This is a genomic window from Maribacter polysiphoniae (assembly GCF_003148665.1).
GTDB classification, from domain to species: domain Bacteria; phylum Bacteroidota; class Bacteroidia; order Flavobacteriales; family Flavobacteriaceae; genus Maribacter_A; species Maribacter_A polysiphoniae.
This window is the reverse complement of sequence record NZ_QGGQ01000008.1, coordinates 126,378-142,762: the sequence shown is the minus strand read 5'-3', so window position 1 is coordinate 142,762 and position 16,385 is coordinate 126,378. Positions and strand designations below refer to the sequence as shown.

Annotated in this window: 16 protein-coding genes and 1 pseudogene; 6 read left to right on the top strand and 11 right to left on the bottom strand. The window is 40.8% G+C overall.

Annotation, left to right across the window (positions count from 1 at the left end):
• Positions 1-2: 2 nt before the first annotated feature.
• Positions 3-791 (top strand): glutamate racemase, encoded by a 789-nt coding sequence (gene murI / locus LX92_RS15865; RefSeq protein WP_109652777.1) that lies wholly within the window; start codon positions 3-5, stop codon positions 789-791.
• A 4-nt stretch (positions 792-795) separates the two neighbouring features.
• Here murI and LX92_RS15860 read toward each other — a convergent pair whose 3' ends face one another.
• Positions 796-1,290, bottom strand: coding sequence for a dihydrofolate reductase (locus LX92_RS15860; protein ID WP_244915939.1), 495 nt, complete (start codon positions 1,288-1,290; stop codon positions 796-798).
• A 111-nt stretch (positions 1,291-1,401) separates the two neighbouring features.
• Positions 1,402-1,797, bottom strand: coding sequence for a 2TM domain-containing protein (locus LX92_RS15855; protein ID WP_109652772.1), 396 nt, complete (start codon positions 1,795-1,797; stop codon positions 1,402-1,404).
• Positions 1,798-1,857: 60 nt separating this feature from the next.
• On the opposite strand from LX92_RS15855, the gene LX92_RS15850 reads away from it, so the two are divergent.
• Positions 1,858-2,943 carry an aminotransferase class V-fold PLP-dependent enzyme gene (locus LX92_RS15850; RefSeq protein WP_109652894.1) on the top strand — a complete coding sequence of 362 codons (1,086 nt, stop codon included), beginning with the start codon at positions 1,858-1,860 and terminating at the stop codon, positions 2,941-2,943.
• Positions 2,944-3,094: 151 nt separating this feature from the next.
• Positions 3,095-3,391 (top strand): isoamylase early set domain-containing protein, encoded by a 297-nt coding sequence (locus LX92_RS15845; RefSeq protein ID WP_109652770.1) that lies wholly within the window; start codon positions 3,095-3,097, stop codon positions 3,389-3,391.
• A 61-nt stretch (positions 3,392-3,452) separates the two neighbouring features.
• On the opposite strand, the pseudogene LX92_RS15840 reads toward LX92_RS15845, so the two are convergent.
• The 9 genes and pseudogenes from LX92_RS15840 to LX92_RS15800 all read right to left on the bottom strand — a co-directional run bounded on the left by LX92_RS15840 (position 3,453) and on the right by LX92_RS15800 (position 11,940).
• A pseudogene (locus LX92_RS15840) lies at positions 3,453-3,734 on the bottom strand (DUF427 domain-containing protein).
• Positions 3,735-3,834: 100 nt separating this feature from the next.
• Positions 3,835-4,830, bottom strand: coding sequence for an L-histidine N(alpha)-methyltransferase (gene egtD, locus LX92_RS15835; protein WP_109652767.1), 996 nt, complete (start codon positions 4,828-4,830; stop codon positions 3,835-3,837).
• A 15-nt stretch (positions 4,831-4,845) separates the two neighbouring features.
• Positions 4,846-6,006 (bottom strand): ergothioneine biosynthesis protein EgtB, encoded by a 1,161-nt coding sequence (egtB, locus tag LX92_RS15830; protein ID WP_109652764.1) that lies wholly within the window; start codon positions 6,004-6,006, stop codon positions 4,846-4,848.
• Between the two features lie 117 nt (positions 6,007-6,123).
• Positions 6,124-6,840: a flavodoxin family protein gene (locus tag LX92_RS15825; protein WP_109652761.1), complete on the bottom strand. Its 717-nt coding sequence runs from the start codon at positions 6,838-6,840 to the stop codon at positions 6,124-6,126.
• 133 nt (positions 6,841-6,973) lie between these two features.
• Positions 6,974-7,798, bottom strand: a complete 825-nt coding sequence (locus LX92_RS15820; protein ID WP_109652758.1) for a thymidylate synthase — start codon at positions 7,796-7,798, stop codon at positions 6,974-6,976.
• Between the two features lie 130 nt (positions 7,799-7,928).
• The gene (locus LX92_RS15815; protein WP_394340349.1) at positions 7,929-9,266 is read right to left on the bottom strand and encodes a NupC/NupG family nucleoside CNT transporter; all 1,338 of its coding nucleotides are present in this window, start codon (positions 9,264-9,266) and stop codon (positions 7,929-7,931) included.
• A gap of 146 nt (positions 9,267-9,412) precedes the next feature.
• Positions 9,413-10,042, bottom strand: a complete 630-nt coding sequence (locus LX92_RS15810) for a bifunctional nuclease family protein (RefSeq protein ID WP_109652752.1) — start codon at positions 10,040-10,042, stop codon at positions 9,413-9,415.
• A gap of 88 nt (positions 10,043-10,130) precedes the next feature.
• Complete coding sequence (locus tag LX92_RS15805) at positions 10,131-11,099, bottom strand: electron transfer flavoprotein subunit alpha/FixB family protein (protein WP_109652749.1); 969 nt, start codon at positions 11,097-11,099, stop codon at positions 10,131-10,133.
• A 94-nt stretch (positions 11,100-11,193) separates the two neighbouring features.
• On the bottom strand, positions 11,194-11,940 hold the full coding sequence (locus LX92_RS15800) for an electron transfer flavoprotein subunit beta/FixA family protein (protein WP_109652747.1): 747 nt from the start codon (positions 11,938-11,940) through the stop codon (positions 11,194-11,196).
• Positions 11,941-12,124: 184 nt separating this feature from the next.
• On the opposite strand from LX92_RS15800, the gene LX92_RS15795 reads away from it, so the two are divergent.
• The 3 genes from LX92_RS15795 to LX92_RS15785 all read left to right on the top strand — a co-directional run bounded on the left by LX92_RS15795 (position 12,125) and on the right by LX92_RS15785 (position 16,301).
• Positions 12,125-13,102, top strand: coding sequence for a pyruvate dehydrogenase complex E1 component subunit beta (locus LX92_RS15795; RefSeq protein ID WP_109652744.1), 978 nt, complete (start codon positions 12,125-12,127; stop codon positions 13,100-13,102).
• 105 nt (positions 13,103-13,207) lie between these two features.
• On the top strand, positions 13,208-15,703 hold the full coding sequence (locus LX92_RS15790) for a DUF5686 family protein (RefSeq protein WP_109652741.1): 2,496 nt from the start codon (positions 13,208-13,210) through the stop codon (positions 15,701-15,703).
• A 70-nt stretch (positions 15,704-15,773) separates the two neighbouring features.
• Positions 15,774-16,301, top strand: coding sequence for an inorganic diphosphatase (locus LX92_RS15785; protein ID WP_109652738.1), 528 nt, complete (start codon positions 15,774-15,776; stop codon positions 16,299-16,301).
• Positions 16,302-16,385: the final 84 nt, after the last annotated feature.

The following is a 16,385-nucleotide window of genomic DNA, read 5'->3' as shown; positions in this document are numbered from 1 at the left end:
ATATGGATAATCATCCCATTGGTGTTTTTGATTCTGGTGTGGGTGGTACATCCATATGGAAGGAAATCAATGCGTTGCTTCCCCATGAAGACACCATTTATCTGGCCGATAGTAAGAATGCCCCATACGGGGAACGGACGAAAGAGGAAATCGTCCAATTGTCGATAAAGAATACGGAGTTTTTGTTGGGCAAGGGTTGTAAGCTCATCGTGGTGGCCTGCAATACGGCAACGACCAATGCCATAGACTATTTGCGCACGCAATACCAAGTGCCATTTATAGGCATAGAACCCGCCATAAAACCGGCGGCATTACAATCAAAATCCAAAAAAGTGGGGGTATTGGCTACTAAGGGTACCTTGTCAAGTCTTCTTTTTCATAGTACGGTCGGGAATCTTGCCGAAGGAATACGCATTTATGAACAAGTAGGAACAGGTTTGGTCCCCTTGATCGAAAGCGGTAAGGCAAACTCGCCCGAAACAAAGGCCTTGTTGGAAACATATCTTCATCCGATGGTCACGGCCGGAATCGATTATTTGGTGTTGGGGTGTACCCATTATCCCTATTTAATCCCCTTATTAAAAGAAATATTGCCTGCCCATGTACAAATCATTGATTCGGGGGAAGCGGTGGCACGGCAAACCAAGGCAATATTGGAAAAAAATGAATTGCTCTCCAATTCCATCAATTTGGGAACGCATCACTTTATTACAAATGCCGATGTTGAAATACTAAAAGGTTTTTTTACGGATGGAGGAGCTTCCTTAAGAATAACATATCAGGATTTCTAAACCATTATTTCCTGCAAAAGGTTAAATAGGTAAAATCATATTGGTGTTTTTCGTCCTTTGGATGATGTACGGAACTTGTCAATTGCCAAATGGTTTCATCTATCTCAGGAAAGAAGGTATCGGCATCAAAATGTGAATGCACCTTTGTGATTTCCAATTGTTGGGCAAATTGCTCCCCTTGTCTGTAAATTTCCCCACCCCCAATAATAAAAGGATGGTCATCACCATCGGTGAGTTTTATGGCATCCTCCAATGAATGCGCCACAATACAATCCTCGTGGACTACAGTGTAGTTTTTATCCCTTGTGATTATAATATGGGTTCTATTGGGAAGGGGCTTGGGGAAGCTTTCGAAAGTCTTTCTCCCCATGATGATGAAATGCCCCGTTGTCAACTGTTTAAAGCGCTTAAAGTCATCCGGAAGGTGCCAAAGAAGGTCATTGTCTTTTCCCAATGCATTGTTTTCGCCAACGGCGGCTATCATGGTAATGTTTTGCACGATAAATCTTATTTAATAAATTCAGTGGGTAAGGTACAAAAAGTGGGCCGATCAATATGTTGGTGGTATATAAACTATTTTGCAAGGGCAGTTTAATAATGCCTTTGGGCGCTATTCTCGATTGATGTCCTTTTTGTTGATTTTGGAAAGCGGAAAGTCCGTTTCAATTTCTTTTTGCAATTCAGCTATTTTTTGCTTCTGTTTCAATACCAGTTTTTCGCGCTGTTGTCTTTCCCAATCCTTGCCCATGAATTTTTGGGTAACGAAAACATTGAAAGTATGGATTACGAATAAAAAGGCCCAAAAGGTAATAGCCCAAATAAACCAATCATATTCAACCCCGAATTTCAGGATCTTATTGATTAAAACGAGGAAGACACTGCCAATCAAGAAAATGACAAAGTGTACATACAACCGTTTTTTTTGTTTTATACGTGTTTGGGCAGATTCGAGCAGGTCATGTTGCTCCAAATCCAATTCCGTCTGCTTTTTACCTTTGTTAAACATACGAATAGCTATCTTTAATCACAAAGATAAAGCATTTGGTATACAATGGAATTTAAGGTTATGAAGAATTTTAAGGAGGGTTTCCCCATATTTGGGGAATATATATATGCGAATACCGCCTCATCGGGACTTATACACGAAAGCGTGATCGAATGGCGCAGACAGCACGATATTGATTTTCTTAATGGAGCCAGTATGTTTAGAATGGCAAATGCCAATACCATTGGGGAAACCCGGGCAGCAGTTGGGACCTTTTTTGGTTGTGACGTAGAAAATGTGGCATTGGTGCAAAATTTTTCCTTGGGTCTTAATATGCTTTTGGAAGGAATGGATAAAAATTTGAAGGTATTGCTCCTCGAGAATGATTATCCTTCGGTCAATTGGTCTTTTGAAAATCGGGGCTTTCCTATTTCGTATTGCAAGATCGATGTGGATTTGGAAGAAAATATCCGCAGTAAGATCGAAGCTGGCCAAATAGCTATTCTAGCCTTAAGCCTCGTTCAATGGGTAAATGGGATTAAGGTCGATGTCGGTTTTCTTTCTCGATTGAAAAAAGATTTCCCAGACCTGTTTATCATCGCCGATGGCACCCAATTTTGTGGTACTTCTGAATTTGATTTTGCTTCATCGGCCATTGATGTGTTAGGTGCAAGCTCCTATAAATGGCTTTTATCGGGTTATGGAAACGGGTTTTTCCTGTTTAAAGATCGGGTTAAGGAGTTTTCAAGGGTTGAAACCATTGGTTTTAATGCGGCAGGGGCAAATCAGTACAATCAATATAAAATTCGATTTGCCAAACATTTTGAGCCAGGACATTTGGATACCTTGAATTTCGGAACGCTAAAACAGGCACTTGGTTTTATGACCGCAATCGGGAAACAGGAAATAACCCAGCAATTGAAAGTACTTTCCGATAAAGGTAAAAAAGAATTTTCAGCTTTGGGGTTATTGGAGGATGCAGTGGTATCGCGTAAGGAACACAGTACTATCTTCAATATAAAAGGTGATGATGGGTTGTTTCAGCATTTAACCGACAATAAGGTGCTATGCTCCCAAAGAGGAATAGGGATTCGATTCAGTTTCCATTTTTATAATACAATAGATGACATTGAGCGTATTGTTGAAATCATTAAAGAGCGGGTCTAGGTTTTACCTAGATGACAATTAGGGTGATGGCTTTTTGTGAAGCCAACTTAAATGGGGTGCTTATATTAAGAAAATCATAAAAATGGTATTAATCATTGGGAATGAGGGATTTAATGCTTTAATTTTGTACTGAATTTAAATTGTTCACGTTATGGGAATTGCAAAAAAATATTTGAAAAGTAAGCCAATATGTAAAGTGACTTTTACAGTACCTGCTGAGGATGCCAAGAAAGTAGCCGTTGTTGGTGATTTCAACAATTGGAACCCTAAAGGAAGTACTTTGAAAAAATTGAAAAACGGAACCTTTAAGGGTACGTTTGATCTCCCCAAAGAAAATACCTATGAGTTTAGATATTTGGTCGATGGGGATTATGTGAACGAAGCGGAAGCTGATCGTTACCAATGGAATGAGTATGCCGGGACTGAAAATGCGGTTCTAGAGCTTTAGAATAGAAAAAGAAAATTAAGAAGAAGAAGGCCCGAAGGTAAAAACTTTCGGGCCTTTTCTATTATCTTTCAATCTGTACACCTTTCCAAAAGGAGATCCTTCCTTTTATGCCTTTGGCAAGATCACTAACCTCGGGGTAATACCACGCCGCATCTTCATTTCTTTGTCCATTTACATCCAAGGTGTACTAAGAAGCTTCACCTTTCCAAGGGCAGGTAGTGTGTGTGCCACTTGGTTTAAAATATTGGTCTTTTATACTATCGGCAGGGAAATAATGGTTGTTTTCCAAAACTCTGGTATTGTTGCTTTCCGCTATTACGGTTTTGTTCCAGATTGCTTTCATTTTCTAGGGTTTTGTTTTTTATATTGACAAGATTTGTCACAGCTTACCATACATAATTATATTTACGTGCTTGGGCGTATATTATATCCATAATTTACATTTATGGATGATTGGATCTGAGTTCATTTTTTATGGCAAAGACATAATTTTTATAATATCCTTTGGTGTCCACGAATTTTTTTTCAATTTGAAAACCTGATGCTTCCGCGAGCCACTGCACTGTCTGGTCGTCATATTTTTGGGAGATTTCGGTATGAATGGTCTCCCACGCGTTAAAGTTGATTGTTAGGCCTAATTTTTTGATGGTAACGGATTGTTCTTTTTTGGAAACCAAATAACTTTTGGCCGTTCCCGATTCAGGGTCATACACTTCCCAATGTAAAAATTGATCAAGGTCAATATCGGCATCCAATTCCCTATTGATACGTGCCAATATGTTTTTATTGAAATCGGAGGTGATCCCCGCAGGATCATTGTATGCCTTCAAGACCGTCTCAGGGTTCTTTTTTTGATCAAACCCGACAAACAATAAATCATCGTCATGCATAAAATCGCGTACGTGATTTAGAAAACCAATGGCCAGTTCGTGTGTAAGGTTTCCAATGTTGGAACCCAAGAATAGGATTATCTTTTTGGTTCCGTTTTCAATGTTTATCCTATTTAATATTTCAAAATAAGTTCCCTGTAAAGGTTCAATGCACACCTCCGGAATTTCCCTGCGTATCGAGGCTTCCAGTTGGGCAAGTACACTGTGGCTGATATCAATGGGTTGATATTTGAAATTTACGTTGTTGCTTGTTAGATGTTCCAATAATATTTTGGTTTTCCTGCCGTCGCCAGCACCCAATTCAATCAACTTGAACTTATCATTCCCGCTTTGGAACAGGTTTGAGATTTCCTCTTTATGTGAATTGAAAATTTGATGTTCGGCGTTGGTAAGATAGTACTCGGGCATATCCATAATTTCCTGAAATAACTTATCCCCATAGCTATCATAAATATATTTTGATGATAAATGTTTTGGGGAATCGGTGAGACCCTCGTATACCTCTTTTTCAAATTCGGTTGGCAAGACTATATTGGTTTTTCTGTTCATGGGATTTATGCGTAATTATCTGGCTAATCGTATACCGTTATATTGCCATCTTGTATGGGTGGGAAAGAAATTGCGATACGTGGGTCTTGTATGTTTTATGGGGGTAGCCACTGATCCTCCCCTGAGTACTTTTTGGTTCACCATGAATTTGCCATTGTATTCCCCCAAGGCACCCGCGGCTTTTTTATAATTGGGATAGGGCAGGTAGGCACTTTCGGTCCATTCCCAGCGTTGTCCCCATGAAAAACCGTGTTGTGCCGTTTCCCATTCGAATTCGGTAGGAAGCCTGTAACCTTTCCATTGGGCAAAGGCAAAAGCTTCAAAATAGGAGATGTGTGTTATGGGGGTATTGGTGGATATTTTCTCTAACCCATTGAGTGTATAATGAAACCACTCCCCTTTGATCTCGTGCCAGTATAAGGGGGCTTTTATGTTGTTTTTGTTTACCCAATCCCATCCTTCGGCATGCCAAAGTTCAAAATTCTGGTAGCCTTTATCTTGAATGAACTCGATAAACTCTTGGTTGGTGACCAATTTGTTGGATATTTCACAAGCATTCAAATAAACCTTGTGTCTTCCTAGTTCATTGTCGTAACTGAAGTTTTCCGAATCATGTCCGATACCATAAATACCCTCGGCAATGGGAATCCATTCTTGGTCATGGGTTTCTTCTTGGTGTTCCTTGAGGTTTTTTGAATATAGGGGGAGAAGTGGGTTGTTTCCGAGTATATATTTAATATCGGTAAGCAATAATTCTTGATGCTGTTTTTCATGATGTATGCCCATTTCGATAAGGTCGTAGAGGTAGTTGTCCTTTTTTTTCTCGATGACGTCGTTAATTGCCTTGGTCACGTAGGCTCTATAATCATATACTTTCTCTACGGAAGGTCTCGATAGGTTGCCGCGGTCCGAGCGCATGACATGTTCGCCAACGGATTCGTAATAACTATTGAAAACGAACGAAAAATCATTATCGAATACTTTATAACCTGTGATGTGTGGTTTTAAAATAAACTCTTCGAAAAACCAGGTACTATGACCCAAATGCCATTTCGGGGGAGAGACATCGGCCACGGGCTGAACTACATAATCCTCAATCTCCAAGGGTTGACAAATGGCCTCGGTATGTTTTCGTGTGTCAAGAAAAAAATGCAATAGGGAATCGGGCGTACTCATAAACAATTTTTAATGGCTTTCTTTAAAATAATGTCATTTATTGATGAATTCAAAAGAAACATCCATAAATATAACATTATCCCTAGGTGGGTTGATTTTTTTTATTAGGATTCATTATTAACGATACTCGGGATTCCCAAATTTCCAGCGATTGCCATCATCCCATGAAGCCCGGGAGTTGCCATAGGCGGGATATCCGTTGTTTTCTTGGAGTAATTGGGCCAAATGCAGTAGGTTATAGGTCATGAACGTGGTATTGCGATTGGTAAAGTCATTATTCCGGGCGTTGGACTCCTCATCGAGGTAACTGGGTCCGGGACCAACTTCCCCAATCCAACCGGAGTCCGCTTGCGGGGGAATCGAATATCCCAAATGCTGAAGGGCATATAGTAAGCCCATGGCGCAATGTTTCACCCCATCTTCATTACCGGTTATAATGCAACCTCCCACTTTTCCATAGTAACTATATTGTCCCTTTTCATTTTGCATGGCACTCATCGCATATAATCGTTCAATGAGCTTGGAGGCGATTGAAGATCGTTCACCTAACCAAATGGGTGTGCCTATAATTAATATATGGCTATCCGATACTTTTTTATAGATTTCGGGCCAATCATCCTTTTCCGCCCCTTCCGTTGTCATGTCGGGCTGCACACCAACAGGTACGTCATAATCAACAAGTCGTAGAACCTCTACTGCTACGTTTTCCGACTTCATGATGTTCATGGAAACCTCCATAAGTCCACGGGTATGACTTTTTTGAGGGGATTTTTTCAAGGTACAATTGATGAAAAGGGCCTTTAATTTTGAGAAATCGGGATTAAGTGCTGCCATTGATTATAGGAGTTAACTAGGATTTATAAATAGGTCGAGGTAAATGTGTATAACTTACCTTTATAAAATTCCTATAAAAACCGGTTAACCAATGACAGTATAAAATCTATTCTTAACCCTATCGAATATTGGTCTATATTGCTACGGCTCCTTTTATATGTGGATGCGGATGGTAATCCGTGAGCGTAAAATCTTCAAATTTAAAATCGAAGATATCCTTGACTTCAGGATTAATGACCATTTTAGGCAATGGCCGAGGTTCACGGCTTAATTGCAGTTCAACCTGTTCCATATGGTTATTGTAGATATGGGCATCCCCAAAAGTGTGGATGAATTCCCCGGGTTGATATCCACAGACTTGAGCCATCATCAAGGTAAATAATGCGTAGGAGGCGATATTGAAAGGAACACCTAAGAAAATATCCGCACTACGTTGGTACAATTGGCACGACAACTTACCATCAGCCACGTAAAATTGAAAGAAGGCATGGCAAGGAGGGAGCGCCGCCTTTCCGTTGGCCACATTTTCGGCAAAGGATTTTGATGTATCGGGAAGCACACTGGGATTCCAGGCCGATACCAACATTCTTCTGCTGTTCGGGTTTTGTTTCAAGCTTTGTACCACCTCTTTGATCTGGTCAATTTCCTCACTGTTCCAATTACGCCATTGGTGACCGTATACGGGACCTAGGTCCCCATTATCATCGGCCCATTCATTCCATATGCGTACCCCGTTTTCTTGTAGATAGGCAATATTGGTGTCTCCTTTAAGAAACCATAGGAGTTCATATATAATGGACTTTAAGTGTAATTTTTTGGTCGTTACCATAGGGAATCCCTGACTGAGGTCAAATCGCATCTGATGTCCAAAGATACTTAGGGTCCCTGTACCTGTACGATCGCCTTTTTGGCTACCGTTTTCCAAAACCTGTTTTAATAAATCGTGGTATTGTTTCATATAAAGTGCTGTCCCACTCGTGGGCTTTCAAAGGTTATCATTCCAATTTATGGGATAAAAATAATGAAATGGCAATCGATTTTTCGGAGCTCTTGATTATTCTTATGAAATTTTATCAACGACAAGGGACTTACCCTAAAATCATTCCGGCAATGGTGGCTGAGAGCAAAGAAGCGATAGATCCACCAAGTACAGCGCGCATACCGAATTCTGAAAGCGTTTTTCGTTGCCCAGGGGCTAATGATCCGATACCTCCGATCTGTATGCCTATCGAAGCGAAATTGGCAAACCCGCATAACATATAGGTTGCCATGATCACCGATTTGTTATAGGTTAAGTGTGTTGCACTGGCAACATCCTTAAGTTCAGCCAATTGAATGTATCCTACGAATTCGCTGGCTGCCAACTTAATACCCAATAATTGGCCCATTGGCATTATATCCTCGGTTTGCACACCTGTTAACCACATCAACGGGGCAAAGATGGTCCCTAAAATAGACTCCAAAGAAAATTGTTGGTAGGATGTATTGGCGGCAAGCCAATCATTGAGTGATGTAATATCACCTGTCCATCCCAATATACCGTTTATCATTGCGATAAAGGCTACGAAAACCAAGAGCATGGCACCTACATTAACAGCGAGTTTTAACCCTTCTGTTGTTCCATTGGCAATGGCATCGAGGATGTTGGCCCCTATTTTTTCCGAGGAGACGGAGACGTCGGTATTGACGGGTTCGGTTTGTGGGTAAAGTATTTTTGAAATGACAATGGCCCCGGGAGCTGCCATTACTGAGGCGGCAATCAGGTGTCTTGCGAATTCCAGTCGTAACTGTTGGTCGTTTCCTCCCAGAAATCCTATGTAGGCTGCCAATACACCACCAGCGACGGTGGCCATACCGCCAATCATGACCAACAGGATTTCTGACTTGTTCATTTTTTCCAGATAGGCCTTGATCATAAGGGGTGATTCGGTCTGTCCCAAGAATATGTTACCTGCAACAGAAAGACTTTCCGGACCTGAGATGCCCAAGGATTTTGTCAATAGCCAAGCCAGTCCTTTGACTATTTTTTGAATGATTCCCAAATAGAACAAGACCGAAGTCAATGCGGAAAAAAAGATGATTGTCGGTAGTATTTGAAAAGCAAATATATAACCGATGTTCGGGTTTTCGAGATTGAGGAGGTTCCCTAATACGAATTGACTTCCTGCCAAGGTGAAATTCAATAATTCATTGAAGATCATTCCTAAAAATTCAAAAATCCTACGAATGAAGGTCACTTGTAGTATTCCAATGGCCAACAATACTTGGATGCCTAGTCCGATACCTACGGTTCTCCAATTTATGGCTTTTCTATTCGCGCTAAAAAGAAATGAAATCAAGATAAGGGATAACATCCCTAAAATACCCCTCCATAAACTATTGATTGAAAATCCCCCATTGGGAATAATATGTTCGGTTTGGGCCATGTCCGTCGGGGTCGAAATAACCGATTCGGTAACAGCGGACAAGGTGTCTTGTACGGCTGTTGTTTGGGCAATGGAAGTAAAGGATAGTAAAAAAACTAAAACAAGCACCAAATAATTAGTTTTCATAGTCAGAATGCGCTTTTAGTTTAGTTGCGTTTGGAGATTTCATCCCTTAATTTTGCCGCTTTTTCGTAGTCTTCGTTGGCAACGGCTTTTTCCAATTCTTTGTTCAATTCGTCAATCGTCAATTCGGTAAAGGCATCGGATGCCCCTTGGTCAATCTCTACGGTTTCCCCTTCCTGTAATATTTCATCGACCATGATACTGTCGTCATTTTCTTCCTTTTCGCTCTCCTTGGAGGTGAATTTCAAGAATATACCGGCTTTATCAAGAATGGTCTTGTATGTAAATATCGGTGCATTGAAACGAAGGGCCAAAGCAATTGCATCGCTGGTCCTTGCGTCGATGATTTCCTCGATCTTATCCCTTTCACAAATAATGCTGGAGTAAAAGACCCCGTCAACCAATTTATGGATGATGACCTGCTTTATCACAATATCGAAACGATCCGCAAAATTCTTAAAAAGATCATGCGTCAATGGTCGCGGCGGTTTTATTTCCTTCTCAAGGGCAATGGCAATCGATTGTGCCTCAAATGCTCCAATGACAATAGGAAGTTTGCGATCACCGTCCACTTCGTTCAATATAAGGGCATAGGCACCATTTTGGGTTTGGCTATAGGAAATTCCCTTAATTTTCAATCGTACTAAACTCATAGGATATAATAAACCACAAAGGGCTGTTCAAATAAAAAGGCATGGCCAATCAATTGAACAGCCCCTCAGAGGCGCAAATTAACAAAAATTAAGCGTTTTGGGCTTTAAATTCCTTTAATTTTTCGATGAGTTTAGGTACCACTTCAAAGGCATCACCTACAATTCCGTAATCGGCTGCCTTAAAAAATGGGGCTTCAGGATCGGTATTGATGACCACTTTGGTTTTTGAGGCACTTACACCGGCCAAATGTTGAATGGCCCCGGAAATACCTATGGCAATGTAAAGATTGCTTGCAACAGGCTTACCCGTTTGTCCTACGTGTTCGCTATGGGGTCTCCAGCCCATGTCCGATACGGGTTTCGAACAGGCGGTGGCCGCACCGAGAACATCTGCCAATTCCTCTATCATTCCCCAGTTTTCAGGGCCTTTGAGTCCTCGGCCACCAGAAACGACGATATCGGCATCCGCTATGGTTGCTTTGCCGACGACCTTGTCGATTTCTGTTGATTTTGTTGAGAAGTCAGTGTCACTTACGGTAGGGGAAAAATCCTCAACCGTCGTTGAAGTCGTGTTTTCCACCAAGCCAAAGGCGTTGTTTGATACTGCTATCAATTTTATTTCAGTATTGATTTGGGTGTGGGCAAATCCCTTATTGCTGAAAACAGTGCGTTTTACGATGAACGGACTTGTGCTTTCCGGTGCCGCAACCACATTGGAAACCATTCCGGCCTCTAAATTGGTGGCCAATATCGGGGCAAGGAATTTTGTGTCAGAACTCGAACTGACTACGATGACCTTGGCGCCCTCATTCTTTGCCGCTTCAGCAATGATGTTGGCGTATGCCTTGGCATTGAAGGTGCTCAATTTGTCATTCGAGACATTCAATACTTTGGCAATGCCGTAATTGCCAAGACTTTCGTTTTCGTTGGCATTGATGGAGATGGCCGTTGCCGTGGTTCCCATTTGTTGGGCAACCTCACTGGCATAGGAGGCGGCTTCAAAGGCATTTTTTTTGAATTTACCGTTTTCTGATTCTGTATAGACTAAAACTGACATATGGTTTTCTTTAAATTATGATCCTGGATATGATGCAGGAATGTATTGTTGAATTAAGGGTTGGGAAACTTTTAAAACAATTGGGATACAAGGCTTAAATTACCTTGGCCTCGTTATGTAAAAGGTTTACCAATTCCCCCACATTATCGGCATCAACCAATTTTACAGCTCCCTTGGGGGCTGGTTGTTCAAATTTTATATCCGTGGTAGCGGCAATCGCATCAATTGGGGCAATAACATTCAGGGTCTTTTTTCTGGCCATCATGATGCCTCTCATATTGGGTATGCGTAAATCACTTTCTTCTACCAGACCTTTCTGTCCTCCGATGACCACGGGCAAGGTGGTCTCTATTTTTTCTTTTCCACCATCAATCTCGCGCATCGCCTTAACGTTATTTCCTTCAACCTCTATATTGATACAGGTGTTCACGAAGTTCATGTCTAAAAGGGTGGCTAACATACCAGGGACCATGCCCCCGTTATAGTCGATGGATTCCCTTCCGGCAATAATCAAATCATAACCGCCGTTTTTTACTACTGCTGCCAATTGTTGGGCGACAAAATATCCGTCTGTGGGTTCCGCATCCACACGAATAGCCTCATCGGCACCTATGGCAAGTGCTTTTCGTATTGTGGGTTCTGCACTCGAGCCTCCTACGGATGCTACATGTACGGTCGCGCCTTGTTTCTCTTTGAACCACATGGCGCGGGTGAGTCCAAACTCGTCATTTGGATTTATCACAAATTGTACGCCGTTAGTGTCAAATTTGGTATTGCCATCAGTGAAATTAATCTTTGATGTCGTGTCGGGTACATTGCTTATACAAACTAATATCTTCATAAACGTAATATTTTCAGGTCTTTAAAAGAATTGAGCTAAGATAGGTAATCTTTTTTGAAAATACTATGCATGCATAGTAAAATTTGTCATTTTTTTAATTCCATCAGCCCGAAATTTGATATATAATTTGCTATTTTTGCTTTCATTTTTGTCCGAAGTGGATAACCATTAATATAAGTATTAAATGAAGACATTACAGTTTAGGCAAGCCATAGCAGAGGCCATGTCAGAGGAAATGAGAAGAGACGAGGCCATTTATCTAATGGGCGAGGAAGTTGCAGAGTACAACGGCGCATATAAGGCTTCAAAAGGGATGTTGGACGAATTTGGTCCTGAGCGTGTGATCGATACGCCGATTTCTGAATTGGGCTTCGCAGGTGTTGGTGTGGGTTCTACATTGACAGGGAATAGGCCGATTATTGAATTTATGACCTTCAACTTTGCATTGGTTGGTATAGATCAAATAGTAAACAATGCCGCAAAAATCAGGCAAATGTCCGGAGGGCAGTTTAGTTGTCCAATCGTTTTTCGAGGGCCGACAGGTTCTGCGGGTCAATTAGGGGCTACGCATTCCCAGGCGTTTGAAAGTTGGTTTGCAAATTGTCCGGGATTAAAGGTGGTTGTACCATCCAATCCAGCCGATGCCAAAGGATTATTGAAATCCGCGATACGCGATAATGATCCTGTTATTTTCATGGAGTCTGAGCAGATGTATGGTGATAAGGGCGAAGTGCCTGAAGGGGAATATACAATTCCTTTAGGGGTAGCGGATATTAGAAGGGAAGGTTCAGACGTGACTATTGTTTCATTTGGAAAAATCATCAAGGAGGCCGATAAAGCTGCTGATGAATTGGCTAAAGAAGGAATCAGTTGTGAGATCATCGATTTACGTACGGTTAAACCATTGGATTATGAAGCCATTTTGAATTCCGTGAAGAAAACGAATCGTTTGGTCATTTTAGAGGAAGCTTGGCCTTTTGGCAACGTTGCTACTGAAATTGGTTTCCATGTACAGAATAATGCATTTGATTATTTGGATGCCCCTATCCAAAAAATAAATACTGCTGACACCCCAGCACCATATTCACCGGTTTTATTGGCTGAATGGCTGCCGAACCATGAAGATGTTATCAAGGCGGTTAAGAAAGTGTTATACAAATAAGGGGTATAAAATTGTAAAGGAAATTTAGCTTCTCCGACCAAGTGTTGGCGAAGCTTTTTTAGTTATACTTTACCGTATCATAAAGTTGTCTTGAATACCATATAAATGAATAAATTTCTTCTGCCCTTCTTTCTGTTTTTTACTGTGGTGGCTTTAGCCCAAACAAAGGTTGGGGGTATAGTGGTTGATGAAATGGGCGAGCCAATCCCCTTTGCCGATATTCTTTTTAAGAACTCCACCGAGGGGACAATAACCGATGAGAACGGTAATTTTTATTTGGAGTCGGATTCCACCTATGAAATCCTAGTGGTTTCCTTTATGGGATTTGAAACTAAGGAAATCACACTTCCCGCAAAAGTAAACTACAAAATGCGTATTGAGTTGTTGGAGTCGAGCCAACAATTGGGGGAGGTAGTTGTTTTTGGGGGCAAACAACCCAAAAAGAATAATCCGGCAATAGATATCCTGAGAAAAATCTGGGCTAAAAAACGGGTAAATGGTCTTCGTAAATTCAAACAATACCAGTATGATAAATATGAAAAGGTAGAGTTTGATTTAAATACGATCGATAGCGCTTTAATGAAAAAGAAGATCTTTAAAGGACTGGAATTTGTGTTCCAGGATTTGGATACTTCACGGATTACGGGTAAAACCTATCTGCCAATATTCCTAAATGAGACGTTTTCAAAAGTGTATGGCGACAATACCATTGCTGTTGAGAAGGAGGATGTTTTGGGGAACAAAAACTCCGGTTTTGAGAACAATCAAGCTATCATAGCGTTTGTAGAGGACCTTTACCAGGATTATGATGTTTATGATAATTACCTGAAATTCTTCGACAAGAGTTTTACCAGTCCACTCTCAAAAACGGGTATCGATACCTATAACTATGTGTTGCGCGACAGTGCCTTCATAGATAATAAGTGGTGCTACAATATCACCTATTATCCCCGACGTAAGAATGAATTGACCTTTAAGGGCGACTTTTGGGTGAACGATTCGACTTATGCCATCAAGAATATAAATCTTGAAGTGACCAAAAGTGCGAATATCAACTGGGTTAAGGAAATTTATATAGAACAGGATTTCGAGGTCGTCAATGATTCGGTCTTTCTCTTGCAAAGGGATTATATGTTGACCGATTTCAGTTTAAAGAAAAAGGAGGAATCCAAAGGGGTGTATGGCAAGCGTACGACCGTTTATGATGATTATCAATTCGATAGGGCCAAGCCCCGGGAATTCTATAGGACAAAGAGTAATGATTTCAATCCCTTGGTCTTGAATAGGGACAGTACTTTTTGGCAGAATAATCGGCTCGAGGCACTGAATAAGGATGAAAAAGGAGTGTACCAATTATTGGATACCTTAAAAACCGTCCCCAAGTTTAAATCGTTCTATAATATCGTCAGTATTTTGGGGTCAGGCTATGTAGAGATTGATAAATGGAATGTCGATCTCGGGGATGTCTACAGTGTATTCGGTTATAATGATGCAGAAGGTGTTCGACTTCGAGGTGGGGCAAGGACCTATTTCGGTCAAAATGATCCATGGCGTTTAGAAGGCTATATGGCCTATGGTTTTATGGATAAAAAGGTAAAACATGGATTTTCCGCAAAATGGCTGCTCGATAAAAAAAGTCGTTTGATCATATCAGGGGGTAATCGGCGCGATGTGGAGCAATTGGGTCTTAGTCTTACGTCAACCAATGACGTGCTTGGTAGGAGTATAGCGTCTTCCTCAGTGCTTACCGTAGGTTCTAATGATCGACTGACCAATATTAACCTGAGTACCTTCAATTTGGAGATTGAACCAATTACGAATTTTAGGGTGCGTGTAGGGAGTTCGTTAAGAACCTTGAGTTCGGCCTTGCCGGATGCGTTTAACTTGGATTATATCGATCCAGGGTCGCCCACGGGCATTTCATCCGAGGTAAAACAGTTCGATGTAAATACCATGGTGGTATATACCCCAGGGAGAAGAACCATTGGTTATGGTGTTGAGCGAAGAAATATCAATGACACCTACAGTACCTTGTTATTGAATTACATCCATGGGTTTGAAGGTTTTCTAGAAAGTGATTTCAATTATAGCAAGTTGCAGTTTTCGTACAGCCAACCATGGCAATTGGGTGGGTTTGGTCGGCTTTTAAGTACCGTAGAGGTGGGCAAGACCTTTGGGGAGGTGCCTTTAAGTCTATTGAACGTTGTACCTGGGAACCAGACCTTGTTTACCATTTATAACACATTCCCCAATCTTGATTTTTATGAATTTGTCACAGACACGTATACCGCAGTTCATTTTGAACATAATTTTAATGGCCGAATATTTTCAAGGATACCACTGATCCGAAAATTGAATTTAAGGGAGTTTGTGGGGTTAAGGGGTGTTTGGGGTGAGTTGTCCCAAGGGAATATGGACTTAAGTGCCCCGACGAACATTCCGTTGCAAGCCCCAAATAAGAAAATCTATTATGAATACTCCGTAGGTGTTGGTAATATTCTGAAATTTTTTAGGATAGATTTTAATTTCAGGGGAAATTACCTTGAAAACCCCGACGCAAGACGATTTAGTGTAACTGGGGAATTTGGTTTCCACTTTTAAGGTATTTCAGGGATTGAAGAAATGTTAATTCAATCTTTTCAATATCTTTGTAATCGAAAAAAACTAGAATATGAGTAAAAAAGCAGGACTTACCTTTGATGTACTTATTGAAATACCCAAGGGAAGTAGAAATAAATACGAATACGATTTTACTTTACATAAAATACGGTTTGACCGAACCTTGTTTTCGTCGATGATGTATCCTGGTGATTATGGTTTTATACCTGAAACCTTGGCGTTGGATAAGGATCCCTTGGATGTTTTGGTCTTGTGTACTGAGCCAACCTTTCCCATGGTAGTGGTAGAGGTAAAGCCTATTGGGGTTTTTCATATGACCGATGAGAAAGGTCCGGATGAGAAAATCATCTGCGTACCGATTTCGGATCCTATTTGGAGTAAGAGAAATGATATTTCGGATGTAAATCCACATAGATTAAAAGAAATAGAACATTTTTTTCAGGTATATAAAGACCTCGAAGAGAAAAAAGTTGATGTAGGTGGTTGGGGCGATTCCAAAGAAGCCATCAGGATATATCATGAATGTCTAGAGCGTTACGATAAAAGCGAACACAAGAAAAAACGCACATTCACTATTTAAATCTCAGTTTAAAGGTTAAAAAGTGGCTTTTCAATATTGAAAAGCCACTTTTTTTATCTATTTGATTTCACTACTTTAGCTGGC

What these genes read in the sequence shown, in the direction of transcription:
- murI (WP_109652777.1), top strand. Translation starts at nt 3, where the DNA reads ATGGATAATCATCCCATTGGTGTTTTTGATTCTGGTGTGGGTGGTACA.
- LX92_RS15820 (WP_109652758.1), bottom strand. Translation starts at nt 7,798, where the DNA reads ATGAAACAATACCACGATTTATTAAAACAGGTTTTGGAAAACGGTAGC.
- LX92_RS15785 (WP_109652738.1), top strand. Translation starts at nt 15,774, where the DNA reads ATGAGTAAAAAAGCAGGACTTACCTTTGATGTACTTATTGAAATACCC.
- LX92_RS15825 (WP_109652761.1), bottom strand. Translation starts at nt 6,840, where the DNA reads ATGGCAGCACTTAATCCCGATTTCTCAAAATTAAAGGCCCTTTTCATC.
- LX92_RS15845 (WP_109652770.1), top strand. Translation starts at nt 3,095, where the DNA reads ATGGGAATTGCAAAAAAATATTTGAAAAGTAAGCCAATATGTAAAGTG.
- egtB (WP_109652764.1), bottom strand. Translation starts at nt 6,006, where the DNA reads ATGAGTACGCCCGATTCCCTATTGCATTTTTTTCTTGACACACGAAAA.
- LX92_RS15855 (WP_109652772.1), bottom strand. Translation starts at nt 1,797, where the DNA reads ATGTTTAACAAAGGTAAAAAGCAGACGGAATTGGATTTGGAGCAACAT.
- egtD (WP_109652767.1), bottom strand. Translation starts at nt 4,830, where the DNA reads ATGAACAGAAAAACCAATATAGTCTTGCCAACCGAATTTGAAAAAGAG.
- LX92_RS15800 (WP_109652747.1), bottom strand. Translation starts at nt 11,940, where the DNA reads ATGAAGATATTAGTTTGTATAAGCAATGTACCCGACACGACATCAAAG.
- LX92_RS15805 (WP_109652749.1), bottom strand. Translation starts at nt 11,099, where the DNA reads ATGTCAGTTTTAGTCTATACAGAATCAGAAAACGGTAAATTCAAAAAA.
- LX92_RS15790 (WP_109652741.1), top strand. Translation starts at nt 13,208, where the DNA reads ATGAATAAATTTCTTCTGCCCTTCTTTCTGTTTTTTACTGTGGTGGCT.
- LX92_RS15795 (WP_109652744.1), top strand. Translation starts at nt 12,125, where the DNA reads ATGAAGACATTACAGTTTAGGCAAGCCATAGCAGAGGCCATGTCAGAG.
- LX92_RS15810 (WP_109652752.1), bottom strand. Translation starts at nt 10,042, where the DNA reads ATGAGTTTAGTACGATTGAAAATTAAGGGAATTTCCTATAGCCAAACC.
- LX92_RS15815 (WP_394340349.1), bottom strand. Translation starts at nt 9,266, where the DNA reads ATGGCCCAAACCGAACATATTATTCCCAATGGGGGATTTTCAATCAAT.
- LX92_RS15850 (WP_109652894.1), top strand. Translation starts at nt 1,858, where the DNA reads ATGAAGAATTTTAAGGAGGGTTTCCCCATATTTGGGGAATATATATAT.